The organism is Arthrobacter sp. 01N444, from assembly GCF_056399305.1.
This window is the reverse complement of record NZ_JBFTRB010000004.1, coordinates 212,334-234,839: the sequence shown is the minus strand read 5'-3', so window position 1 is coordinate 234,839 and position 22,506 is coordinate 212,334. Positions and strand designations below refer to the sequence as shown.

The 22,506-nt window shown below is 67.5% G+C and carries 22 protein-coding genes; 12 read left to right on the top strand and 10 right to left on the bottom strand.

Going from position 1 to position 22,506, the window contains the following annotated elements:
* Nucleotides 1–91: 91 nt before the first annotated feature.
* Together AC1DKN_RS07490 and AC1DKN_RS07485 are read left to right on the top strand one after the other, a co-directional pair.
* Nucleotides 92–1,168 (top strand): DegV family protein, encoded by a 1,077-nt coding sequence (locus AC1DKN_RS07490; protein ID WP_476870904.1) that lies wholly within the window; start codon nucleotides 92–94, stop codon nucleotides 1,166–1,168.
* Nucleotides 1,169–1,272: 104 nt separating this feature from the next.
* Nucleotides 1,273–1,458, top strand: coding sequence for a hypothetical protein (locus tag AC1DKN_RS07485; protein ID WP_476870903.1), 186 nt, complete (start codon nucleotides 1,273–1,275; stop codon nucleotides 1,456–1,458).
* Here AC1DKN_RS07485 and AC1DKN_RS07480 read toward each other — a convergent pair.
* Nucleotides 1,442–2,041 carry a hypothetical protein gene (locus AC1DKN_RS07480; RefSeq protein ID WP_476870902.1) on the bottom strand — a complete coding sequence of 200 codons (600 nt, stop codon included), beginning with the start codon at nucleotides 2,039–2,041 and terminating at the stop codon, nucleotides 1,442–1,444. The genes AC1DKN_RS07485 and AC1DKN_RS07480 overlap by 17 nt on opposite strands.
* An 886-nt stretch (nucleotides 2,042–2,927) precedes the next feature.
* Here AC1DKN_RS07480 and AC1DKN_RS07475 point away from each other — a divergent pair.
* Genes AC1DKN_RS07475 through holA form a run of 3 tightly spaced genes read left to right on the top strand, consistent with a single transcriptional unit; the run spans nucleotide 2,928 to nucleotide 6,599 of the window.
* Complete coding sequence (locus AC1DKN_RS07475; protein ID WP_476858438.1) at nucleotides 2,928–3,599, top strand: ComEA family DNA-binding protein; 672 nt, start codon at nucleotides 2,928–2,930, stop codon at nucleotides 3,597–3,599.
* Nucleotides 3,600–3,615: 16 nt separating this feature from the next.
* Entirely contained in the window at nucleotides 3,616–5,649 is a 2,034-nt protein-coding gene (locus AC1DKN_RS07470) for a ComEC/Rec2 family competence protein (protein WP_476870901.1), read from the top strand.
* On the top strand, nucleotides 5,583–6,599 hold the full coding sequence (gene holA / locus AC1DKN_RS07465; RefSeq protein ID WP_028276695.1) for a DNA polymerase III subunit delta: 1,017 nt from the start codon (nucleotides 5,583–5,585) through the stop codon (nucleotides 6,597–6,599). Before AC1DKN_RS07470 ends, holA begins: the two co-directional genes overlap by 67 nt.
* A gap of 268 nt (nucleotides 6,600–6,867) precedes the next feature.
* Here holA and rpsT read toward each other — a convergent pair whose 3' ends face one another.
* Nucleotides 6,868–7,128, bottom strand: a complete 261-nt coding sequence (gene rpsT, locus AC1DKN_RS07460) for a 30S ribosomal protein S20 (RefSeq protein ID WP_018773112.1) — start codon at nucleotides 7,126–7,128, stop codon at nucleotides 6,868–6,870.
* A gap of 203 nt (nucleotides 7,129–7,331) precedes the next feature.
* A complete protein-coding gene (locus tag AC1DKN_RS07455; protein ID WP_476870900.1) occupies nucleotides 7,332–7,937 on the bottom strand; it encodes a type II toxin-antitoxin system PemK/MazF family toxin in 606 nt (201 codons plus the stop codon).
* Nucleotides 7,938–8,296: 359 nt separating this feature from the next.
* Here AC1DKN_RS07455 and lepA point away from each other — a divergent pair, with 359 nt between their 5' ends.
* The gene (gene lepA / locus AC1DKN_RS07450) at nucleotides 8,297–10,150 is read left to right on the top strand and encodes a translation elongation factor 4 (RefSeq protein WP_026266375.1); all 1,854 of its coding nucleotides are present in this window, start codon (nucleotides 8,297–8,299) and stop codon (nucleotides 10,148–10,150) included.
* A gap of 45 nt (nucleotides 10,151–10,195) precedes the next feature.
* The gene (gene hemW, locus AC1DKN_RS07445; RefSeq protein ID WP_476870899.1) at nucleotides 10,196–11,434 is read left to right on the top strand and encodes a radical SAM family heme chaperone HemW; all 1,239 of its coding nucleotides are present in this window, start codon (nucleotides 10,196–10,198) and stop codon (nucleotides 11,432–11,434) included.
* Nucleotides 11,435–11,560: 126 nt separating this feature from the next.
* Here hemW and AC1DKN_RS07440 read toward each other — a convergent pair whose 3' ends face one another.
* Nucleotides 11,561–11,980, bottom strand: coding sequence for a DUF4870 domain-containing protein (locus tag AC1DKN_RS07440; protein ID WP_476870898.1), 420 nt, complete (start codon nucleotides 11,978–11,980; stop codon nucleotides 11,561–11,563).
* Between the two features lie 143 nt (nucleotides 11,981–12,123).
* Nucleotides 12,124–12,975: a DUF3097 domain-containing protein gene (locus AC1DKN_RS07435; protein ID WP_476849275.1), complete on the bottom strand. Its 852-nt coding sequence runs from the start codon at nucleotides 12,973–12,975 to the stop codon at nucleotides 12,124–12,126.
* A 318-nt stretch (nucleotides 12,976–13,293) separates the two neighbouring features.
* Between AC1DKN_RS07435 and hrcA the strand changes: the two genes are divergently transcribed.
* The 3 genes from hrcA (at nucleotide 13,294) to AC1DKN_RS07420 (ending at nucleotide 16,321) form a co-directional block, all read left to right on the top strand.
* The gene (gene hrcA, locus AC1DKN_RS07430; protein ID WP_476849274.1) at nucleotides 13,294–14,307 is read left to right on the top strand and encodes a heat-inducible transcriptional repressor HrcA; all 1,014 of its coding nucleotides are present in this window, start codon (nucleotides 13,294–13,296) and stop codon (nucleotides 14,305–14,307) included.
* Between the two features lie 92 nt (nucleotides 14,308–14,399).
* On the top strand, nucleotides 14,400–15,530 hold the full coding sequence (gene dnaJ, locus AC1DKN_RS07425; RefSeq protein ID WP_028276700.1) for a molecular chaperone DnaJ: 1,131 nt from the start codon (nucleotides 14,400–14,402) through the stop codon (nucleotides 15,528–15,530).
* Between the two features lie 2 nt (nucleotides 15,531–15,532).
* Nucleotides 15,533–16,321, top strand: coding sequence for a 16S rRNA (uracil(1498)-N(3))-methyltransferase (locus tag AC1DKN_RS07420; RefSeq protein ID WP_476849273.1), 789 nt, complete (start codon nucleotides 15,533–15,535; stop codon nucleotides 16,319–16,321).
* A 50-nt stretch (nucleotides 16,322–16,371) separates the two neighbouring features.
* On the opposite strand, the gene AC1DKN_RS07415 is transcribed toward AC1DKN_RS07420, so the two are convergent.
* The 3 genes from AC1DKN_RS07415 to AC1DKN_RS07405 form a co-directional block, all read right to left on the bottom strand.
* Nucleotides 16,372–17,253: a GerMN domain-containing protein gene (locus AC1DKN_RS07415; protein ID WP_476870897.1), complete on the bottom strand. Its 882-nt coding sequence runs from the start codon at nucleotides 17,251–17,253 to the stop codon at nucleotides 16,372–16,374.
* 399 nt (nucleotides 17,254–17,652) lie between these two features.
* Nucleotides 17,653–18,771, bottom strand: coding sequence for a PheS-related mystery ligase SrmL (gene srmL / locus AC1DKN_RS07410; RefSeq protein ID WP_476870896.1), 1,119 nt, complete (start codon nucleotides 18,769–18,771; stop codon nucleotides 17,653–17,655).
* Nucleotides 18,772–19,084: 313 nt separating this feature from the next.
* Complete coding sequence (locus AC1DKN_RS07405) at nucleotides 19,085–19,483, bottom strand: NUDIX domain-containing protein (RefSeq protein WP_476870895.1); 399 nt, start codon at nucleotides 19,481–19,483, stop codon at nucleotides 19,085–19,087.
* A gap of 213 nt (nucleotides 19,484–19,696) precedes the next feature.
* Between AC1DKN_RS07405 and AC1DKN_RS07400 the strand changes: the two genes are divergently transcribed.
* Both AC1DKN_RS07400 and AC1DKN_RS07395 read left to right on the top strand, forming a co-directional pair.
* Nucleotides 19,697–20,770 (top strand): DNA polymerase IV, encoded by a 1,074-nt coding sequence (locus tag AC1DKN_RS07400; protein ID WP_476870894.1) that lies wholly within the window; start codon nucleotides 19,697–19,699, stop codon nucleotides 20,768–20,770.
* Between the two features lie 88 nt (nucleotides 20,771–20,858).
* Entirely contained in the window at nucleotides 20,859–21,356 is a 498-nt protein-coding gene (locus AC1DKN_RS07395) for a GNAT family N-acetyltransferase (RefSeq protein ID WP_230009229.1), read from the top strand.
* Nucleotides 21,357–21,411: 55 nt separating this feature from the next.
* Here the strand turns inward: AC1DKN_RS07395 and AC1DKN_RS07390 are convergent, their stop codons facing one another.
* Both AC1DKN_RS07390 and AC1DKN_RS07385 read right to left on the bottom strand, forming a co-directional pair.
* Entirely contained in the window at nucleotides 21,412–21,927 is a 516-nt protein-coding gene (locus tag AC1DKN_RS07390; RefSeq protein ID WP_476870893.1) for a GNAT family N-acetyltransferase, read from the bottom strand.
* Between the two features lie 46 nt (nucleotides 21,928–21,973).
* Nucleotides 21,974–22,417, bottom strand: coding sequence for a GNAT family N-acetyltransferase (locus AC1DKN_RS07385; protein ID WP_476870892.1), 444 nt, complete (start codon nucleotides 22,415–22,417; stop codon nucleotides 21,974–21,976).
* Nucleotides 22,418–22,506 lie beyond the last annotated feature (89 nt).

The following is a 22,506-nucleotide window of genomic DNA, read 5'->3' as shown; positions in this document are numbered from 1 at the left end:
CAGTGCAGACAACCAGCGCAGACAATGGGACGGGCACAAGTGCCCCCGCCGGAGAAGCAAGTCCACGCGTCCCCACAGCAGGAGGTCCTTCGTGCCACACCGCGAGCCGTCAGGCTGGCCATGGCTGCGCGAGCGGCTTGTTCGCCTGCGGCAGGGTTCCCGGGACAGCATCCCCGAAGCGGCTCCCGCCGCCGTCGTGCAGGTTGCGGTGGTCACGGACTCTGCCGCCGCGCTGCCCGCGGACTGGGTCCGGGCTTTCGCTGCTGACGGCCGGCTCACCGTGGTCCCGATGCCCGTGATGATCGGCGCCGAAATCTACGGCGAGGGTGAGGACGACATTGCGGAGACCATCGCCGTGGCCCTGGCCAGCGGCAAGCCCGTCAAGACCTCGCGTCCGTCACCGGGACAGTTTGAACACGCCTACCGGGAGGCCAGCGAGCGTGGCTTCCAGTCGGTGGTCTCCATTCACATCTCGGCGGGGCTGTCCGGGACAGCCGACGCCGCCCGCCTGGCAGCCCAACGGGTCGGCATACCCGTAGAGGTCCTCGACTCCCGGACGGTCGGAATGGCCCAGGGGATGGGCGTGCAGGGCGCGGTGGTCGCGGCCGCCGACGGCAGGAGCGCGGCCGACGTCTTGGCCTTCGCGCAGGACCGGCTGGACCGGACCAAAGTGTACTTCTATGTCCCGACCCTGGAACAGTTGCGCCGGGGCGGCCGGATCGGGGCGGCGGCCTCGCTCTGGGGGACCATGTTCTCCATCAAACCCATCCTGGCGGTGGAAGACGGCCGGATCATCCCGCTGGAAAAGGTCCGGTCAGCGGCGAAGGCCATCGCACGCCTGGAAGAAATCGTGGCCGCGGACGCCTCCGGCCGCCCTGCCGGGCAGGCGCGGCTGGCTGTGCACCACTTTGGCAACCAGGCCGAGGCCGAAGACCTTGCCCGGCGCCTGGCCGTGGCATTACCGGCATGTCCGCCGGCCCAGATCAGCGCTCTCCCGGCAGTCCTGGCGGCCCACGCCGGGCTCGGTGTGCTCGCCGTGATCGTGGGGGAGGGCAGCACCCCTGCTGCAGCGAAGCCCGATGCCTTCGCCGGGGACATCGCCAGCCCGGACAGCGGGGAAGCGCACCCTGGCAGGGCGGCGGCCGAAGCGACGGAAACCGGCGACTAGCGCGGCGGGTCCATCCGCTCGGACGCCGGACTCTGGCCGTGAACGGGCGGCGGCGGTAAAGTCACTCCACCGAACCCAGCGAACCAGCGAATCCGGAGGCCGCCATGGCAATGCAGGTGCACCACGTAGTCCAGTTCGATCGCGACGTTGCCGAAGAGGTGACCAAGTGGCTGAAATACCTCAAAGGCCAAGTGACCAGCGTTCAATTCCTCACCACCACGGTCCCGGATCCCAAGGCCGCGGACAAATGGCGGGTGCAGTACGAGGCATACATCACCTACCAGAAGTGAACCCCCGACTGTAGCTGCATTTCAGGGGGTGGGCACGGGCGATGTCCGTCCGGGCGTGGGCGATGCTGTACGCGCGGGTGTGGCTGGTTCCGTTGGCGCTGTCTCTGGCGTTGTCGCTGACACGGACGTCGGCGGGATGGTTGGTGGGGCGGCCGGCTCGGACGTTGGCGGGGCGGGCGTTTCCGGGACCGTCGGTGGGGCGGCCGGCTCGGACGTTGGCGGGGCGGGCGTTTCCGGGACCGTCGGTGGGGCGGCCGGCTCGGACGTTGGCGCGGCGGGCGTTTCCGGGACCGTCGGTGGCGCGGCCGGCTCGGACGTTGGTGCGGCGGCCGGCTCGGACGTTGGCGCGGCGGGTGTTTCCGGGACCGTCGGCACGGTGACTGGCGCGGACGTTGGCTCGGTGGTCGGTATGACGGTTGGCGTCGTGGGCGCGGGTACCGACACTGACGTTGGTGGAGTCGTTGGCGTTAGGGAGGCCGGCGGGGCTGTGGGAGGCGGAGTCGTTGGCGGCGGGGTTGGCCCGGGGGCTGGCTGATTCGGCCCGATAGTGTAGCTGGGCTGCTGGCCTGAGCCGTTGACCCACAGGGCGGCCTGCACCCGGCGGGCACTTCCGGGCTCCAGCCACCAGAGCACCTGTACGTTGCAGTGGTAGACAATCGTGACATTGGCGACGGCGCCCTGCGGCGGAACTGCATGGATCGAGGTGGCGGCTGTTTGGGTGGTCCAGATGAAATTCTGGTCGGCAGTCATTCCGGCCGTGCCGTCGACCGAAACATGCGCTATGCCGTACAGACCGTACTGGGGGCAGAAACTGCTTTCCAGAGAAAAATTGACCACCTGGGTTGAGGTGGCTTGCGTTGTGTCTGCCACGACCGGTGGGGCTGGCAGCATGGTGCCGCCAAGCGCCAGCACCGCCGCGGGCCCAAACAACCACTTCATTGCACACCAGCTTTCGACGCCTGAAATTTACCTCCAGGCGATCAGGGTTGCCCCCAGCCGGCAAAGTCTTCTCGATTGGATGCAGACGTTACCACCGGGTCCGGGCGGGCACCAGCGTAGGGAATACTTGCCTGATGCCGCGGATCTACGCGTATTACTCAGGTATATCCACATACGCCCGGTCCCCGGTATCAGCGGGGGTGAGGGCTGCCTAGAGTCGTTCCATGCCACGCCGCAACCCGGGAACTGAATCCGCCACAGGCGTCAGGGTTGCCCGTGATCGCCTGGCAGCGACGCGCTGGGCTGCCCGGGGTGCGGAAGATACTGCGGAGCCGGGCGAATCCCCGGCTCCGGGCCGGGAACCGGGCGACTCAGCGGGGCTGCTGGAGTTGCAGGTTCCGGCGCCCGGCAGCCCTGTCCCGGTCCGGGCTGATGGCGTCCTCGCTGCTGGACGATGCGTCGGGGGCGGCCCTTCACACCATGCGGATGAAACCCGCGGGTACCGCCGGGGAAGAAGGCCGACGCTGGCTATGCGATTTCGGGCCAGGACAGGGGTTAAGGCCGCTGCCCTGCTGGGCGTCCTTGCCGTTGTGCTGGGCGGCTGCTTCTGGTGGCAGGCCGGAACCGGCGGCGCGCAGGTGGTGGCTCTCAGCGACTCCGCCCCGGCCGCCGAGGAAGCACCCGATCCGGCGGATGACGGGTCAACCGCGCCGCCGGGAGATGAGGCCACCGCGGCGCCCGAAAGGATCGAGGTCCATGTTGCCGGTGCCGTGGCCAGCCCGGGGGTGGTTCAACTGCCGGCGGGAAGCCGGCTGCATGAGGCGATTGCAGCGGCGGGCGGACCCACGGTCCTCGGGGATCCGGACCGGCTCAACCTGGCCGCCGTGCTGGAGGATGGGCAGAAGGTCCTGGTGCCCATCCGCGGCGAACCCGGTCAGGCCGATACGCCCACGGACGGCCCACCTGCGCCCGGTTCCGGTCCGGGCGGCACGGGGCCAGTCGGCGGAGGCGGGAAGGTCAACCTCAACACCGCCGGCCTCGAGGAACTCGGGACCCTCCCGCGCGTCGGGCCGGTGCTGGCGCAGCGGATCGTGGATTGGCGCCAGCAGCACGGGCGGTTCAAGACAGTGCAGGAGCTCGACGCCGTCGACGGGATCGGTCCGAAGTTGCTCGAGGCCCTGCTCCCGTTGGTGGGTATCTGACGTGGCAAATCCTGAGATGGAAAAGCCTGACACTGCACAGCCTGGCACTGCACGGCGTGGCGTGGACCGGACCGGCCCGCTGGGTTCTGTGGCGGTCCCGCAGAGTCGCTGGCAGCGCTACGTCGATGCGGCCGTCGATTCCCCGGCGCCTGCGGAGCACGAGGATCCGGTGGCCTCCGGCCGGATCCGCGGATCCGGTAAACCCGCGCGAGACACCGCCGCGCGTCGGCGCCCGATCGAACGGACACGACGGACGGACCTTCGTCTGGTGCTCCCGGCACTTCTTGTCTGGGGGACCGCCGTTGCCGGAAACTGGCTGTCCCCTGCAGGGCTGGCCGGTCTCTGCACGGCGCTGGCGGCGGCCGGAGGCATGCTCTTCCTGGCCGGTCGCGTCATCCTCGGCCGTTCTGGGCTCCGCCCGGCGAGGGAGCGGGGCGCCAGGATTGGGCGGGGTGGCCACGGGCGCGGCCGCAGCGCCGGGCAGGCGGTTCCGCGCAGCATTCGCGCCACAGTGGCAGCGGCGCTGCTGTTGTCCTTCGCGGCAGGCTCACACGCCGCCGTCGAGGCCTCCCGGCGGCACGACGGCGCCATAGCAGAAGCTGTGGCCGCCCGCGCGGCCGTCGTCGCGGAACTGGAAATTGCAGGCGCCCCACGGCCGCTCAGGATTCCCGGTGCCGGTGGCCTGCCGGACCGCTGGGCAGTTCCCGTGATCCTGACGGCGATGACCTTCGGCGGCCACAGGGTCGCCGGGGACGCACGGATCGTGGTCATGGGCGGGGCCACCTGGGGAGACGCCGTTCCGGGCCAGCTCCTGCGCGCCACAGGCAAACTCCGTCCCGCCGCGCCAGGGGAGCCGGAGGCCGGACTCCTGGCAGCGACGTCTGCGCCAACCCTGCTGCGGGGACCCGGGCCCTGGCAGCAGGGTCCCGGGGAGCTTCTCCGCGCCTTCACCGCCGCGGCGGCAAGGTTCGGGGGCGACGCCGGCGGGCTGCTGCCCGGCATGGTCACCGGCGACACCAGCGCCCTGGACCCCGAGTTGGAAGCCGCCATGAAGACCGTCGGGATGACGCATCTGACCGCCGTCAGCGGGGCCAACTGCAGCCTGATCCTCGGGACGCTGCTGCTCGCCGCCCGCACGCTCCGCCTTCCGCGCGCGGCCGCCGCCGCGGCCAGCCTCGCGGGGCTGGCGCTGTTCGTCGTCATGGTGGGACCGGATCCGAGTGTGCTGCGGGCCGCACTCATGGGCAGCATCGGCCTCGCGTCCGTAGCTCTTGGCCGGGCGGGGCGCGGACTCAGCCTGCTCTGTGTTGCCGTCATCGGCCTACTGCTGGCGCAGCCGGTCCTGGCTGCCAGCTTCGGATTCCTGCTCTCGGTCCTGGCCACGCTGGGAATCGTAGTCGCCGGACGCCGCATCATGGACTGGCTGCCGCCTTCGGTGCCGCGCTGGGCGGCAGCCGGCGTCGCCGTACCCCTGTCCGCCCAGCTCTTCTGCGCCCCGGCGATCGTGTTGTTGCAGCCGCAGTTCGGCGCCTACACCCTGCCCGCGAATGTGGCCGCCGCAGCGCTCGTGGCGCCAGTTACACTCCTCGGCACTGCCGCCGTGGTGCTCCTGCCCGCTCTCCCGGCCGCAGCGGGCCTCCTCATGGCCGCCGCTGCTGCCTTCGCAGGCGCGGTGGCGGGGGTCGCCCGGTTCTTCGCGGCACTCCCGGGCGCCGCCCTGCCGTGGCCGGAAGGAGTCTTCGGTGCAGCCACCATGGGAATGTTTTCCGCGGCTGTGCTGGCGGCGGCGTGGCTCGCCCTGCACCCTGCCGCGGCCGCCCGTGGCGTCCTCGCGGCACACGTACGGGTGGTCGCCGTCCTCGACGGACGCTCGCATGCGGCGGCACGGTCAGCCGTCCTGCGGGCCGTCAGCCGCGGCTTGGAGCACCGGTCCGGGCGTGGGACGCTTAGAGTCCGCAAACCAACTTCCGGGAGGAATCGAGAGTGGCTGCTGCCCAGACCCAACGGCCCAGGACCTCGGCGTCGAACACCGCCACCTGGCGTGATGTGACACCTGCTGCCGTCGTCCTGGTGGGCGGTCCGGAAGACTACATAGGTGCCCGGGCCATGGACCGTATCCGCGCGCAGGTCCGCGCGGTGGCGCCCGACGTCGAAATTACGCGGCTCAATGCCGGCAGCTACACGGCCGGGTCCCTGGCCATGAACGTCAGCCCTTCGCTGTTCGGCGAACAAAAGCTCATCGAGGTCGACGGGCTCGAGGCGATGAACGATGCCTTCCTCGCCGATGCCCTGAAGTATGTGGTCCAGCCCGAACCGGAGGCCTTCCTGGTGCTCCGCCACGGCGGGGGAGTCCGCGGCAAGAAGCTGCTGGACGCCATCAAGGCCGCGGGCTGGCCCGTTGTCGACTGCCAGCCGCTCAAGAAAGACGCCGAGAAGATCGCCTTCGTCACGGCCGAGTTCCGGGCGGCCTCCCGGCGTATCGACCCCGACGCCGTGCACGCCCTGGTCAATGCGGTTGGCGCGCAGCTCGCGGAACTCGCCGCCGCCTGCAGCCAGCTGATCGCTGACGCCACCACCGGCGTGGACGCGGCCATGGTGGACAAGTACTACGGCGGCCGGGTCGAGGCAACGGGTTTCAAGGTCGCCGACGCCGCGATGGCCGGCAACGGCCCGCTGGCCCTGTCCACACTTCGCCACGCCCTGGCCACCGGCGCGGACCCGGTGCCGATCGTGGCTGCCCTGGCGTCGAAGTTGCGTTCCCTGGCCAAGGTGGCCGGCGCGCAGGGGTCGTCGTCGCAGATCGCCAAGCAACTGGGTATGCAGCCCTGGCTCGTCGAACAGGCCCAGCGGGAAGTCCGGCGCTGGACGCCCGAGGGGCTGGTCCGCTCGATCCAGGTCACCGCCGAGGCCGACGCCCAGGTCAAGGGCCTCTCCCGGGATCCTGTCTATGCCGTGGAACATGCGGTAACGGTGATTGCCACCTCGGCCAGGAGTTCCTGACACCCGCGTTCGAACCCAGGGGCCCGGCGTGTCGGCCCTGCGGGTCCGGCCGGACCGGGGCCCGGCGTGTTGGCCCTGCGAGTCCGGCCGGACCAGGTGCGGCGTGTCGGCCCTGCTGGCGCGGACCCGGCAGCGGGCAGCCGGCGGGGTACCGGAGTAGTACGAGAACGGGTGCGGAGTCGGCCCCTTGCGGAACCGGTTTAACTGGATGTGGCCGGCACCCCAGGGGGTGCCGGCCACAATCATCAGTTCAAGTGAACTGGAAACCTTAGAGCGCGTTGACCTTCTTGGAGATGGCCGACTTGCGGTTTGCAGCGTTGTTCTTGTGGAGAACACCCTTGCTGACGGCCTTGTCCAGCTTGCGGCTGGCAGAAAGCAGTGCAACAGCCGCAGCATCCTTGTCGGTGGACTCAACGGCGGTGTTGACGGCGCGGATGGCCGTCTTCAGCTCAGACTTGACTGCGTTGTTGCGCAGGCGAGCCTTTTCGTTGGTCAGGATGCGCTTCTTCTGGGACTTGATATTAGCCACGTGTGAACTCTCTTTTTCAATGCGGAAAATGGTCTAGAGGGCTTTCAGATTGGCCATTGACTGAGCGGCGTGGGGATACCTATGGCGACCAACCATCTGTGGCCGTCGACCTGCACGGACACACAGCTGTAAATAATAGCAGAGATCAACGTACAGGCACGAGTGCGCGTGGCGATCCGCCGCCGCGCACGGTGTCCGCCGGGTCAGCTCCAGCCGTGCCGCTGCCGCAGCGCGGCCGCGATGTGGTTGAAGCGGCCTGCGTCCAGGATCGCTCCTTCGCGCCGGATGTCCTTCGCGTTGATCTGCAGAACCCGGTCCAGCTTCGCTTCGCTGGGCCGCCACTGGCGGTCCCAGGGTCCCGTGCCGATGTCCACGTAGTCATCCGACCGGCGGGAGTCGCCGTCGTGGTCCTTGCTCGTCAGCATCAGGCCCAACAAATACCGGCCGCTGGTGCCCACCAGCAGCACCGGGCGGTCCTTGCCCTGGGAGTGGTCCTCTTCGTAGGGCACCCAGGTCCAGACGATTTCGCCGGGCTCGGGCAGGCCGTTGGGTGCGGGGGCATAGCGGACGGCGGCCCGCCCCTGGAAGTCGCCGGGATATGTTCCGGTCAGTCCGGCGGCCGGGGTGCCCCCTGTGGAGCGGGCCGGGGTGCCGGGACGCGCCTGGCCCGGCCGCCGCTTCGCCGCAGGCTTTCGGGCGGGTTTTGCCGCCGGCCCACGGGTGGTTCCCGGTGCGGAGCCGCCAAGTTTATCCAGGAAGCGCAGGGCATCGCGGACCGCGCCGCTGATCGATCGTAAGTTCCAAGCCATGGGGAAACCATACCGGCACCCCTGCAGAGAAAGGGGCAGGGAATGAGCGGGGGATAGGTGGGGCAGAGGGTGGCCGCAGTCGGCCGGCGGGCAGGCAGGGGCGGACCCAGGCACGGCGCAGCACGCAGCCAGATCCGCGCGCGGAACCGCAGCCGAGCCGAAGCCAGATCCGCGGGCGGAATCCCTCCGAGAGTCCACCGGACCCAGGAGAGTCCGCAACGCAACGCAGGGATGCACTGCCACTGGCCCGGACGTGGGAGACTATAGGGACAGAAATGCGCCACGTCGCAGGATGGCATACGAGCATCCGCACCGAGCCGTGGAAAAGCCAACCGTAATGCCAACAGTAAGGACCCTGCGTGTCTCCCATGGCCCGCACCGCCCCGGTGCCCGCCGCAACAGATCCGGCCATCATCCGGAACTTCTGCATCATTGCGCACATTGACCACGGCAAATCCACACTGGCCGACCGGATGCTCCAGTTCACCGGTGTTGTCCAGTCCCGTGACATGAAGGCCCAGTACCTGGACCGCATGGACATTGAGCGCGAACGCGGCATCACCATCAAATCCCAGGCCGTCCGCATGCCCTGGGAACTCGACGGCACCAGCTACGCGCTGAACATGATCGACACCCCCGGGCACGTCGACTTCACGTACGAGGTCTCCCGCTCGCTCGCGGCCTGCGAAGGCGCGATCCTGCTGGTGGACGCGGCCCAGGGCATCGAGGCCCAGACTCTCGCCAACCTCTACCTGGCGATGGAAAACAACCTCACCATCATCCCGGTCCTGAACAAGATCGACCTCCCGGCAGCCCAGCCCGAGAAATACGCGGCGGAACTCGCCAACCTGATCGGCGGCGACCCCGACGACGTGCTCCGCGTCTCCGGCAAGACCGGCATGGGCGTCGAGGTCCTGCTGGACAAGATCGTCCGCGACCTGCCGGCACCGGTGGGCGACCCGAACGCCCCCGCCCGGGCCATGATCTTCGACTCGGTCTACGACACCTACCGCGGTGTGGTCACCTACGTCCGCGTCGTCGACGGCATGCTGCACCCGCGTGAACGCATCCAGATGATGTCCACCCGTGCCACGCACGAGCTCCTTGAGATTGGTGTGAGCTCCCCGGAACCCACCCCCTCCAAGGGCCTTGGCGTCGGCGAGGTCGGCTACCTCATCACCGGTGTGAAGGACGTCCGCCTGTCCAAGGTGGGCGACACCGTCACCAACCTGGCCAAGCCCGCCACCGAGTCCCTCCCCGGCTACGCGGACGCCAAGCCGATGGTGTTCTCCGGCCTGTATCCGCTCGATGGCACGGACTATCCGGTGCTCCGCGATGCGCTGGAGAAGCTGATGCTCAACGACGCCGCACTGGTGTACGAGCCCGAAACGTCGGCCGCGCTGGGCTTCGGCTTCCGGGTGGGATTCCTGGGCCTGCTGCACCTGGAAATCACCCGCGAGCGGCTCGAACGCGAATACAACCTGGACCTCATTTCCACCGCGCCCAACGTGGAATACGAGGTCACGCTGGAGGACAAGAAGGTCGTCCACGTCACCAACCCCAGCGAATACCCCACCGGCAAGATCGCTGAGGTCCGTGAGCCGATGGTGTCCGCCACCATCCTTGCGCCGAACGAGTTTGTCGGCGCCATCATGGAGCTGTGCCAGAGCCGGCGCGGCGTCATGGGCGGCATGGACTACCTCTCCGAGGACCGGGTGGAAATCCGCTACCGCCTGCCGCTGGCCGAAATCGTCTTCGATTTCTTCGACATCCTCAAATCCAAGACCCGCGGCTACGGGTCACTGGACTGGAAGGCCGACGGCGAGCAGGTGGCCGACCTGGTCAAGGTGGACATCATGCTCCAGGGCGAACAGGTTGATGCGTTCTCCGCCATCACCCACCGCGACAAGGCCTACGCCTACGGCGTGATGATGACCGGCAAGCTGCGCGAACTCATCCCGCGCCAGCAGTTCGAGGTGCCCATCCAGGCCGCCATCGGCTCCAGGATCATCGCCCGCGAAAGCATCCGCGCCATCCGCAAGGACGTCCTTGCCAAGTGCTACGGCGGTGACATCACCCGAAAGCGCAAGCTGCTGGAAAAGCAGAAGGAAGGCAAGAAGCGCATGAAGATGGTGGGCCGCGTCGAGGTGCCGCAGGAGGCTTTCATCGCCGCGCTGACAACGGACGAGTCCAAGGACAAGGCCAAGAAGTAACGGTGCAGGTAATGATTGTTGCTGCAGTATCGGCAGGCCGGGCCCGTGCCTAGCGTTCTTCCCCTCGGCGACCCGGCGCCGGCGGACGGGCTGCTGCCCGCCCAGGCGGGCGAGGGCGCCGATCAGCGAGCATTCGGGCTGTACGTGCACATCCCGTTCTGCGCGGTCCGCTGCGGGTACTGCGACTTCAACACCTACACCGCCACCGAGCTGGGCGGCGGGGCCTCCCAGGACGCCTACGCCGCCACCGCGATCGCGGAAGTGGAGTTCGCCGCCGCGGCCCTGAAGGGCAGCGGCCTGCCCGGCCGCCCCCTCAGCACGGTCTTCTTCGGCGGCGGCACCCCCACCCTGCTGCCGGCGGAGGATCTGGCGCGCATCCTCAGCGCCGCGATCGACGCCTGGGGACTGCGGCCCGGCGCCGAGGTGACCACCGAGGCGAACCCCGATTCCGTCACGCCCGCATCCCTGCAGCTGCTAGCCGACGCCGGGTTCACCCGCGTTTCGTTCGGCATGCAGTCGGCTGTGCCGCACGTCCTGAAGGTCCTGGACCGCACCCACACGCCCAGCCGGGTGCCCGAGGTGGTGCAGTGGGCGCGTAATGCCGGGCTCTCGGTCAGCCTCGACCTCATTTACGGGACGCCGGGGGAGTCGTTGGAGGACTGGCGCTACTCGCTCGAGACCGCACTGTCCTACGCCCCCGACCACATCAGCGCCTATGCCCTGATCGTTGAAGACGGCACAAAGCTTGCCGCGCAGATCCGCCGTGGCGAAGTGCCGGAAATCGACGACGACGACCACGCCGCCAAATACGAACTCGCCGACGAACTGATTTCCGCCGCCGGGCTCAACTGGTACGAGGTCAGCAACTGGTCCCGCACCCCCGAACAGGCCTGCCGGCACAACCTCGCTTACTGGCGCGGGGACGACTGGTGGGGCATCGGGCCGGGGGCGCACTCGCACGTGGGCGGCGTCCGCTGGTGGAACGTCAAGCACCCCACCGCCTACGCCAACCGCCTCGGCGCCGGCGCCTCACCCGCCGCCGGACGCGAAACGCTGGACTCTGAAACCCGCAACGTGGAACGGGTCATGCTCGAGGCCCGGCTCAATTCCGGGCTCGACATCCCAAGCCTCGGCGGCCTGGGGGACACCGGCAGGCACGCTGTGGCGGGGCTGATCGCGGACGGCCTCGTGGACCCCGCGGCGGCTTTCAAAGGCCGGCTCATTCTCACCCTTAAGGGCCGGCTGCTGGCCGACGCCGTCGTCCGCAGGATCCTGCCGGACTAGTCTGCCGCCAAAACTTCCACGACTTGGCTGCCCGCACCAGCGGCCACAACACCCTGCCGCACAAAACAGAGCCGGCCGCTGCCCCTGACGGGCGGCGGCCGGCTCTCGTGCTTGGGTCCGGGCCGGCTATTTGATCCAGCGCAGGTTGACCTCGTAGCGGTGCGGCTGGCCGCGGTTGACGTGGATGCCTGCCGCCACCGAGAAGCACGTCACGGCGATCCAGATCACCGTGGCGAGCACGGCGAAGAGGTTGCCCACCACCGGGATGAAGACCAGCAGATTGGCCAGCACTGCGGCCAGGGTCGGCGGCAGCGTGAAATTGAGGGCTTCCTTGGATTCCTGTGCCGTGAACGGGCCGCGGTCCTTGAAGATGAGGTAGATCAGCAGCGACGGCACGCAGCCCAGGATGCCGCCGAAGTGCGCGAGCGTGGCCCACTGGCGGTCCTCGCTGGCCGTCAGCGGCAGCGCGTTTGCCGGAACGCCATGGTACGGGGGCTGGCCATGGCCAGCCTGATTGCCCGTGTGTTCGCGTGCGTTATCTGCCACGGTGTAGCCCTTCGGATTGCGGTGATGCGTTGCTGCCTGGGTTGTGCCTGAAATAGCCGGGACCGCGCTGGAAGCGCGGCCGCCGTTTCAAGAATACTTGCTCGGGCAAGGAAATGGAGATCAGGGGCGGCCGCCGCGGCGGACTAGGGCACGGTGAGGAAGTCAATGACCTCTTCCACGCGGCCAAGCAGCGACGCCTCCAGATCAGCGTAGCTGCGGACAGCCCCCAGGAGTTTCTGCCAGCCGAGGCCGATGTCCTCCTTCGTGGAGTGGGGCCACCCGAAAGCCATGAGGATCCCGGTCTTCCAGTCCGTGCCGCGGGGGATCACGGGCCACTGCTCGATCCCCAGGACCGAGGGCCGGATGGCCTGCCACACGTCCACGTAGGGGTGCCCCACAATCAGGACGTTGCCTGCGGCGCCCGGTGAGGCCATGACGGCGTCGGCGATCCGCGACTCCTTGGAGTCGGCCACCAAGTGGTCTACGAGCACGCCGAGGCGCCGGCCAGGGCCCGGGCGGAAGTCCGCCACGGCGGCCGCGAGGTCGTCAATGCCGTGCAGGGGCTCGACGACGATGCCCTCCACCCGGAGGTCATCGCCCCAGACCTTCTCCACCAGCTCGGCGTCGTGCTTTCCTTCCACCCAGATGCGGCTGGCCTTGGCCACCTGTGCGCGCTGCCCGGCCACCCGCACCGAGCCCGACGCCGTGCGGCCGGCACCGGCGGCCGGTGCCGTCTTTTTCGGGGCCGGCGGCATCAGGCGGATGGGCTGGCCGTCCAAGAGGAAGCCGAAGCCGAGGCGGAAGGATCGCGACTTGCCCCGCCGGTCCTCCAGCGCCACCACGTGCATGCCGCCGGACTTCTCCACCCGGGTTACGGCGCCCACCCAGCCGGACTGGACCTCCTCGAGGACCATCCCGCGTTCCACCGGGACTTCCGGCAACTGGGTCTTGGCGGGGGCGGACAGGTCCTGGGGTCCCCAGTTCTGGTACGACATCTCTTCACGCTTACTTTGCACTCGGAATGTACGGCGGTCGGTGGAACTCTCCGGGGGCCGGAACCGGACCGCGACGGCGCGGCAACGGCAGCATCTGCCACGGTCTCGGCGCCGGCGTGACGGGAATCGCGTTCCCGCGGGCCACGCCTGGAGCGAATCCAATGCTAACAACGCGGCGACTCATATTAGACTGGTTAGCACTTAGGCATGTCGAGTGCTAACCCTTGTCCTGTGGCGGGCCGTCCGTGCACCACTGGTGTACCCGGACCGGACGCGGGGGGTGGCACCGGCTGCGGGACAGTCGATTGGAGGTGGAGCGTGAGCGAACCGCGCAAACTCGAAGTGCTGCGCGCCATCGTGGAGGACTACGTCCATTCGCGTGAGCCCGTTGGTTCCAAAGCGCTCGTTGAACGGCACCATCTCGGCGTCTCGAGCGCCACGATCCGAAATGACATGGCGGCGCTGGAAGACGAGGGCCTGATCACGGCACCGCACACGAGTGCAGGCCGGATCCCCACTGACAAGGGCTACCGGTTGTTCGTCGACCAGATCTCAGCGGTGAAGCCGTTGTCCCAGGCCGAGCGTCGGGCCATTCAGGCGCTGCTGGAAGGATCCGAGGACCTTGACGACATCCTTGACCGGACCGTGAGGCTCCTCTCGCACCTGACCAACCAGGTCGCCGTCGTGCAGTATCCGCTGCTCAGCCGCGCCCGGGTGCGGCACATTGAGTTCGTGCTGCTGGCGCCCAGGAAAGTGCTGGCTGTTCTGATCGCTGACACCGGCAAGGTGGAGCAGCGCGTGATCGACGTCGGGCAGGACATTCCCGACGACGCGCTGTCGGAATTGCGGAGCAGCTTTCTGGCCAGCCTCTCCGGTACGCCGCTGAGCCTGATGCCGCAGCTGCTGCCCGCCGTCGTTGCCGGTGGCCCGCCCGCGCGGCGCGGAGCAGCCCAGGCGCTGGCCCGCGGCCTTGAGGCCCTGGCCACGAGCAGCCGTGAAGAGCGCATGGTCATGGCCGGCACCGCCAACCTGGCCCGCTCCAATGTGGACTTCCCGCTCAGCATCGGCCCCGTGCTGGAGGCCCTCGAGGAACAGGTGGTCATGCTCCGCCTGCTCAGCGAAATGGCCGAAGACCCGCGCGGCGTGACCGTCAGCATCGGCCGGGAAAACCCCTACGACGGTCTCGCCGAGGCCTCGGTCGTGGCCACCGCCTACGGGCCGGACGCCACGGCCAAGGTCGGAGTGCTTGGGCCCACCCGGATGGACTATCCCACCACCATGGCCGCCGTCCGAGCGGTGGCCCGCTACCTTTCGAGGATCCTGGGGCCCTGACGGGTCCGGGACCGAATACGACTTCTTGCCCCACAGGCAGTGCCCCACAGGCAGTACCCCACAGGCAGTACAACAAGGAAGAGATACACACTTTGAGCAGCCACTACGACGTTCTTGGAGTCTCCCGCGACGCATCGGGGGAGGAGATCAAGAAGGCCTACCGGAAACTGGCCCGGACCCTGCACCCGGACGTGAACCCCGGGGAGGACGCCTCGGACAGGTTCAAGGCCGTCACGCACGCCTACGAGGTCCTCTCCGATCCGCAGAAGCGCCGGGTCTATGACACCACCGGCAACGAGAACGGCACCGACAACGGGTTCGGCGGCGGCAGCTACTCGGGCCAGGGCTTCGCCTTCCAGGACATCTTCGAGACCTTCTTCGGCGCCGGTGGCGGCCAGGGCGGCCCGGCGTCCCGGGTCCGCCGCGGCCAGGACGCGCTGATCAGCGTCCGGATCGACCTCCGCGATGCGGTGTTCGGCGTGAACAAAAAGCTCGAGGTCGACACGGCCGTCATCTGCCCCACCTGCGAGGGATCCTGCTGCCGGGAGGGCACCCACCCGGTCCGCTGCGACATCTGTGGCGGCAGCGGTCAGGTCCAGCGCGCCGTGCGGTCCATCCTGGGCCAGGTCATGACGTCCGCCCCCTGCGGGTCTTGCGAGGGCTTCGGCACCGTCATCAAGGACCCGTGCAACGAATGCAGCGGCCAGGGCCGGATCCGCAGCCGCCGCTCGCTGACCGTCAAGGTCCCGGCCGGCGTGGCCACCGGCACCCGCATCCAGCTGTCCGGCCAGGGCGAGGCCGGCCCTGCCGGCGGCCCCGCCGGGGACCTGTACGTGGAGATCAGGGTCAACAACGACGCCACTTACGTGCGCGAGGGCGATGACCTGCACGCGAGCCTCAACATTCCCATGACGGCGGCCGCCCTCGGCACCGAAATATCCCTCGACACCTTCGACGGACAGCAGGAGATCGACGTCAAGGCCGGCACCCAGTCCGGCGAGATCATCACCCTTCGCGGTCTTGGCGTCACGCACCTGCGCGGCCACGGCCGCGGCGATCTGAAGGTGCACCTGCAGGTGGAAACACCGGTCAAGCTCGATCACGTCCAGGAGGAACTTCTCCGCCAGCTGGCCAAGCACCGTGGCGAGCACCTCACGGAAGGAAAGCTTGCGGCCAGCGGCGGCGTCTTCGCCAAACTGCGGGACCGGCTCGGTAACCTGTAGCGGTGAGTAACCCGGTCTTCTTCACCGCCCCAGGCACCCTGGACCAGCAGGTCCCCGGCTCGGCCTTCGTCCTCGAGGGAACCGAGGCCCGCCACGCCGTCACCGTCAAACGGATCGGCGTCGGCGAAGCGGTCGACATCGCGGACGGCGCAGGCAAGCGCCTGACCGGCACCGTGACAGCCGTCGCTGCCGGGGAGCTGAGCGTCGAATGCGTGGACCTGGCTGAGGAACCACGGCCAGGAACACGGCTGGTCCTGGTCCAGGCCCTGGCGAAGGGCGACCGCGATGAACTGGCGGCCGAGACCGCGACCGAGTTGGGCATCGACGCCGTCATTCCCTGGCAGGCCGAGCGGTCCATTGTGCGGTGGAAGGCTGAGCGGGCCGCGAAGGCGCATGCCAAGTGGCAGTCGGTGGTGACGGCAGCCGCCAAACAGGCGCGCCGGGCATGGATTCCCGAGGTCCGGGCCGCCGTCGACGGCGCCGGGTTGCAGGCGGCCGTAACGGCGGCAGACCTCGCCGTCATCCTGCACGAAGACGCCGTGCGCCCGCTGCGGCAGGTACTCGAGGCCTGGCTGGAAAGTGTTGGGCCCGGCGATGTGGTGGCAGATGATGCCGGATCCCGTGAGGTCCTGCTGATCGTGGGTCCGGAAGGCGGCATCAGCCCGCGGGAGGTGACCCGGCTTTGCGACGCCGGCGCAGTTACGGCCCTTTTGGGGCACCATGTGCTGCGTTCGTCCACGGCCGGGCCCGCCGCCACTGTGCTGGCCAGTGACATCCTCGGCCGCTGGTGACCTGCGGCAGCCGCCGCCGCAGGTGACGTGATGCCTTGTTGAGGTGACGGCTACTTGACCGTGAACCCGCGGGTGTCCTGGAATACTTCCTTGGCGCTGTCGGATGCGTCCACCTGGGACACCCGGACCTCGTAATTGCCCGGGCCGAGGTTCACGGACAAGGTGAACAGCCCGGGCCGGGCTGCATTGGCGGAGGCGGTGGCGCTGCCGTTGAGATACGCGGTCTTGGCGTTGTCGCCGTCGCCGTCGACCTTGAGGATCGCCCAGCGGAGCTTCCCGCCCTGGACGGTGCTGCGGCCGCTGATCTTGACCGAACCGTCGGCCACGGACGTGCCCTCCTGCGGATCAATGATCCACACTGGTGCCACCATCCCGGCGCTGCGGGAGGTCGGCTCGCCCAGGCGGACATGGTTGAAGGCGACGTAGTCGGTGTGACCGTCCACCAGCACAACCACCTGGACCTGCTGTCCGGCATCGATGAGGCCGGCGCTGGCCGCGGCAGCTGTCGCCGTGTAGACGAGCTGCTGGATGGCGCGCTCGGCCATGGCCGCATCCACGTTGCTGTTGAAGGCATCAGCGGAGACATCCACCGTGATGACGTTCTTGCCGGAAATCGACGTCGCCAGCTTCTTCGGATTTTGCCAGGGCGTGAAAAAATCCGGGTCCAGTGGCTTCTGCGACATCATGACCCGCAGGGCGCGGGTGACGGGATTGTCCTGATCCGGAACGTCGCGGAACTCGCGGTAGAGAAACGCGTTGTCATTGCCACGGCCGATCCAATACACCGGAGCCTTGTTCGACGTCTGGGCAGTCTCCAGCGGTGCGCTCGTGGTGGGGGCGCCCGACGCCGGGGCGGGAATGAGCTCTGATGGGCTGCTGGAATTCGTGATGCCGCTCTGCGGCGTCGCCACGCAGCCGGACAGGACGAGCACGGCAGGCAGCGCCAACGCCAGCGCGACGCGGCGGACGCGCCCCGCCGATGGCTGCTGAACTCCACGCTTCCTGATGCCGCTGTCCCTTCGTCGTACGCCCCGCGTTCCGCGGTGATGATCCGTTTGTAGCCGTCGTCGGCCGTCGACGGCCGCCCCATCCCTCACCGGCCGGAGACCGGCCCGGCGATCCCGGGACAGCCGGATTCCAGCATGGCACACGGGCGCGGCGCGGCAGCCGGGTTTGGGCCCTGGCGTCGGAACTGCAACGGGAACGATATGAGGCCGATACAAAGTTGATACCTAATGGCGTCCGCTTGTGGTTCCTGGCACTGACATGGTCCGGCCGCGTCTCCATGCCTGCCGTGCCAGCAGCCCGATGGTGAACTGGCACGGCAGGCACTATCCTGCGATGAGTTCCTTGACGGGCCCCTCGTGCAGGGCCAGGTAGACGTCGTCCCGGATCCGATTCGCCTCCGGGTCTGTCATGGTCCGGGCGAGGGGACGCAGCACCAGGCGTATCAGTGCATTGGCCTGCCCATCGCTGAGGCGGAGTCGTTTCCTCGCCGCTGCGGGGAGGTCAGCGCAGGGCGTCAGGGCCAGGAGTTCGACACTTTCCAGATCGTCGGCCTTTGCGCCCAACGCTGTTCGCACCCGGTCTCCAAGCACTTCGGTATCCAGGTCAGCGGGAATGACGATGGAGATGTCCCGGCGGATGGAGGGCATCTGGGAAACTGGATTCCACCGGGACAGGTCCAGCATCTGCTGGTCCATCTTCCGGTCTGTGGACCGAAGCAGCCTGATGTCGGGGATGCCCTTGCGGAGCATGAGGGCGCGGTCCAATCCCATGCCCAGAGCCAGTCCCGACCACTTGGTGGGATCCAGGCCGGCCCCGGAGAACAGATGCGGCGCGATGAGCCCGCACTCGGCGAGTTCGAGCCACTCCCCGTCCGCGAGGACATCGACCTGCAAGCCTTCTTCGGTGTAGGGGTGATCTGCCGGAACTGCGCGCCAGGGTGCTCCTGGAAGCACCGCCTGCACCAGCGATCCGACCATTTCCTGCAGGTTGCCGGCGTCGAGTTGCCCCCGTGAGCTGACGCGCCATAGGTCGACCTGGTGGGGAGTTCCCACATGGGTGCGGTCGATGCAATCGCGCCGGTAGACCAGACCTGGGACCGCCCAGAGCTCGTCCATGGATTGGTCCGCGTGCAGTGCACGCAGCAGCTGCGGGATGGAAGCCGACGTGTGGCTTCGGAGCATGACCGTCGGGCTGAGATAGCGGGAATACCTTTGATCCCGCGTCACATCTGATTCCTTGAACCCCAAGCGGTCGTAATTGTCGGCCACGCTCACCAGCGGGCTGTGGCGGACGATTCGTTGTGGCACTCTCCATTCGCGGCTGAGCGCGTCGAGGATGCCCTGCAACAGCGGCTGCATTGCATGGGGCCCGCCGTCCGGATCTGAAAGATCGCGGATGGTCAAAGCGTCGTGGAGCTCGGAGGGACTGAGATATGAGGGCATTGCAGGTCCTTGTTTTCGGATTTCGAGTGGTGGGTTGACTTCCCCCGACTCAAACCCGGCGCCAGGACCTAGGCGCGCGCCTCAGAGCCCTCGCGGCCGGGGACCGGCCGGGGGCATATAAATCGACGCGAAAGTTGCATGCGCCGACTATACCCCCGATGCGCACCCGGCACGCGTTTCCTCGAGCCGGACGGTCTGGTTCCATATGCCAAGGTGCTCCGAAGGCCGACACCTATCAGAACCCATCCGCGGGCCGGCCTTTATCAGAATGCGTGTAAGTCTGTCCTCTTCAGGCGCCGCCGTTTCTTAAACTTCAAAGGTGTTGAAGTACTTCGGTGTAATGGGCGTGCGCGAGGTCCAGTCCGAGGGCATCGTTAGGGCTGAACCAGCGTATTTCGGAGTGCTCATCCCTGGCCAAGTTGGCAGGATCGCCGGTCCACATTTCCAGGACCCACCCCGAGAGCGCCAACCCCTCAGGTGAGCCCTCGTTGTCCTGGACCCTAAACGTGGGAGCGTTCGTAGGCGGGACGACGTTGACTGCGATTTCTTCGAGGAGCTCCCTGGCCAGCGCCTCGCCGGCTGATTCGCCGTCCTCGATGTGGCCGCCCGGGAAGTCCCACATACCCGGGTACCATTTCGATGTCGGGACCCGGCGGCACATCAGAACGCCTCGTGGCCCGAAGAGTACGCCGACGGCAATGCGGTGGGTCATCGCATCAGTCGATCACGGGGGCATCCAGCACACAAATTATCCCGTGGGGTCAGGCACGAACCCGCGGACCTCCCGCGCACAGCGGCAAGCGGCGGCGATCTTGGCGGCCCGCTCCAATGCTTCGTCACGGGAGGGCGCGTCGACGACGGCGAGTCCGGCCAGGCTTGGTGGAGGGCCGATGCTTGCAAGGGATGTTTAGGGCACACTGGTGGCGTGAGCGGAATCCCATGGGTGCTGCACGTCGATCTCGACCAGTTCATCGCGGCGGTCGAAGTGCTCCGGCGGCCGGAGCTTGCTGGCAAGCCGATCATTGTCGGCGGTCGGGGCGACCCCACGGAACGCGCCGTGGTGTCGACGGCATCCTACGAAGCGAGGGCATTCGGCGTGGGTTCCGGAATGCCCTTACGCATTGCGGCCCGGAAAGTGCCCGATGCTGTGATCCTGCCCGTCGATCAGGAGGCTTACCTCGCGGCGTCCGAAACGGTCATGGCTACCCTGCGCGCGCAGCCCGGCGCCACAGTGCAGGTGCTGGGGTGGGATGAAGCTTTTGTAGGCACCGAGACAGAGAATCCGGAAGCCTACGCCCGGCAGGTGCAGGCCGCTGTCCTGGAGCGAACGCAGCTGCACTGCAGCGTGGGCATCGGCGACACCCTGGTACGAGCCAAGGTCGCCACCGGTTTCGGCAAACCGGCCGGCGTCTTCCGTCTCACTGCCGCGAACTGGCTCGACGTCATGGGCAGTCGGCCCACCAAGGAGCTCTGGGGCGTCGGAACCAAGGTGTCGGGCAGGCTGGCCAAACTCGGCATCAACACAGTGGCCGAGCTAGCCGCGTCCGACCCCCGGGACCTGGTCCCGGAGTTCGGCCCCAGGATGGGACCTTGGTACGCGGAGCTCGGACGCGGGGACGGCGCCAGCGTTGTGGACGACACCCCGTGGGTTGCCCGCGGGCATAGCCGGGAGACCACCTTCCAGCGCGACCTGACTGAACCCGCCCAGGTCGACGACGCCGTGAGGGAGCTGACAGCGCGCGTCCTGGAGGATGTTGTGGCCGAAGGTCGGCCCGTGGTTGGGCTGACCCTCAAGGTCCGGTACGCGCCGTTCGTCACCAAGACCCACGCGAGGAAGCTTCCCGAGACATTCGACCGGAACGAAATCCTCGCGCAGGCGTTGGACCTCGCAGCCGGAATCGAAGCAGACCGTCCGATCCGGCTCCTGGGCCTGCGGGCCGAAATGGCAATGCCCGACGATGCCCGAAAGGGACATACGCCGACACGCGGCGGCTGGTGACGGCGTCGCTTCCTCCCCGGTGCGGCGTTCCGCCGGCCGGCCGCAAAATGACCCTGGGAAGCCCTCAAGTCAAAGTTAGGCTGGGACGATGGAATATCAGATCCGCCAGGCCGCGGTCGAGGACGCTGATGCCGTGGTTAGGATGCACACCCTGGCCCATGAGGAATGCTACGGGCACCTATTGTCCCCGGCGTTCTTCGATGCCCGCCGTGCCAGCATGCCGCTGCGCGTGGAAAAACGCCGGCCGTATCTGGACAGCGCCCAGCCGCGAATCATCGCCATGGACGAGAGCAATGAAATAGTTGGATTTGCCGACGCAGGCACGGGGCGTGACGATGACCTGCCCGGCGAACTTGAGCTTTACTCCATTTACACTCTGAGGCGCACCCATGGCACTGGGCTCGGGGTCGCCCTGTTGAAAGCCGCCCTCGGCGATTTACCCGCCTACCTGTGGGTCCTTGAGGCCAACGTGCGCGCTCAGGCCTTTTACGTCAAGAACGGTTTTCAGCCCGATGGGACGCGTAAGTTGCTTTCACCCGAGTGGGAGGAACTACCTGAAATACGGATGGTCCGCTCCGACATTTAGCCGGGCAGGGGCCACGCTAAACGTCGGCTGAGGTCACCCTTCGTTTCGTGCGTTATCAGGTGGTGCTGACCGACGAAAAGACGAGCGAATCCTGCCACTGTCCACGAATGAGTTTGTCCGCCCTCCGCACTCCTACCGGGACCAATCCGATCTTTTCCAGCACCCTCGCAGAAGCGGTGTTTTCAGGTCTGCAGGTTGCGGTAATGTCCTGCAGTTTGAGAGTTCCTTGGCCGAACCTGAGGAGGGCGGCTGCGGCCTCAGTGGCATATCCGCGCCCCCAGTGGTCAGCATCAATCACGTACCCCAGCTCGCCCCGGCCACGATCAATGCCGAGTCCGACAGAACCAAAGGGTTCGCCCCTGGGAAAAGTGACAGCAAGAGTGAAGTTTGTCCGGTTCGAACCGCGTTGCGCCGCCGAGCACATTTTAAGGAATTCCAGCGTTTCGCCGGTTGTATTCGGTCCCCAGTCCACGTATTCGGCGATCCTCAAGTCGGAAGCGAATGAATGTACCGCAGCGAAATCATCCAGGGTGTACTCGCGCAGCAGGAGACGATCAGTCTGCAATTCCATGTGTCCATCATGCCGGAGCCGGCGCAGCGGCCTGGCGGGCCGTGGGTCAAAACCTGAGAATGTTCAATTCCGCGGCCGGTTCGAAACCAAGCCGTGCATAAAAGCCGCGTGCTGCATCGGAGGGGGAAAGCACCATCCGTACGGCCTTGATGCCTTGCGCGAACTGGATCGATGCCTCCACGAGCCGGCCTCCGATTCCGGCGTTCCGAAACTCCGGGAGCACGTAGGCGTTGCCCAGATAGACCCACCGGGACGATTCCGTTCCGGGTTTGGGCATCCGCTCGAAAATCATCAGGTTGAGCATCCCGACGAGTTCGCCGCCGTAGTCGGCCACAAAGAACTTTCGGGGACTGGCATTCATCCACTCCATGAAGACGGCGTCGAAGGTGGGATCGTCCATGGGCGCGGGGTCCTGTTCCGCCGCCCACGTGGCCCTTAGCGTCGCAAGGCTGGGCACATCGTCTGGGCGCCCTTCGCGAATGATGAACATGGAAGTACCCTACTTTGGCGGGGCGCCCGCCTCCCACTGAAGGTCCGCAGGGCGACCTCGAAGAAGCGGCACGACGCTGAGCCTGACAT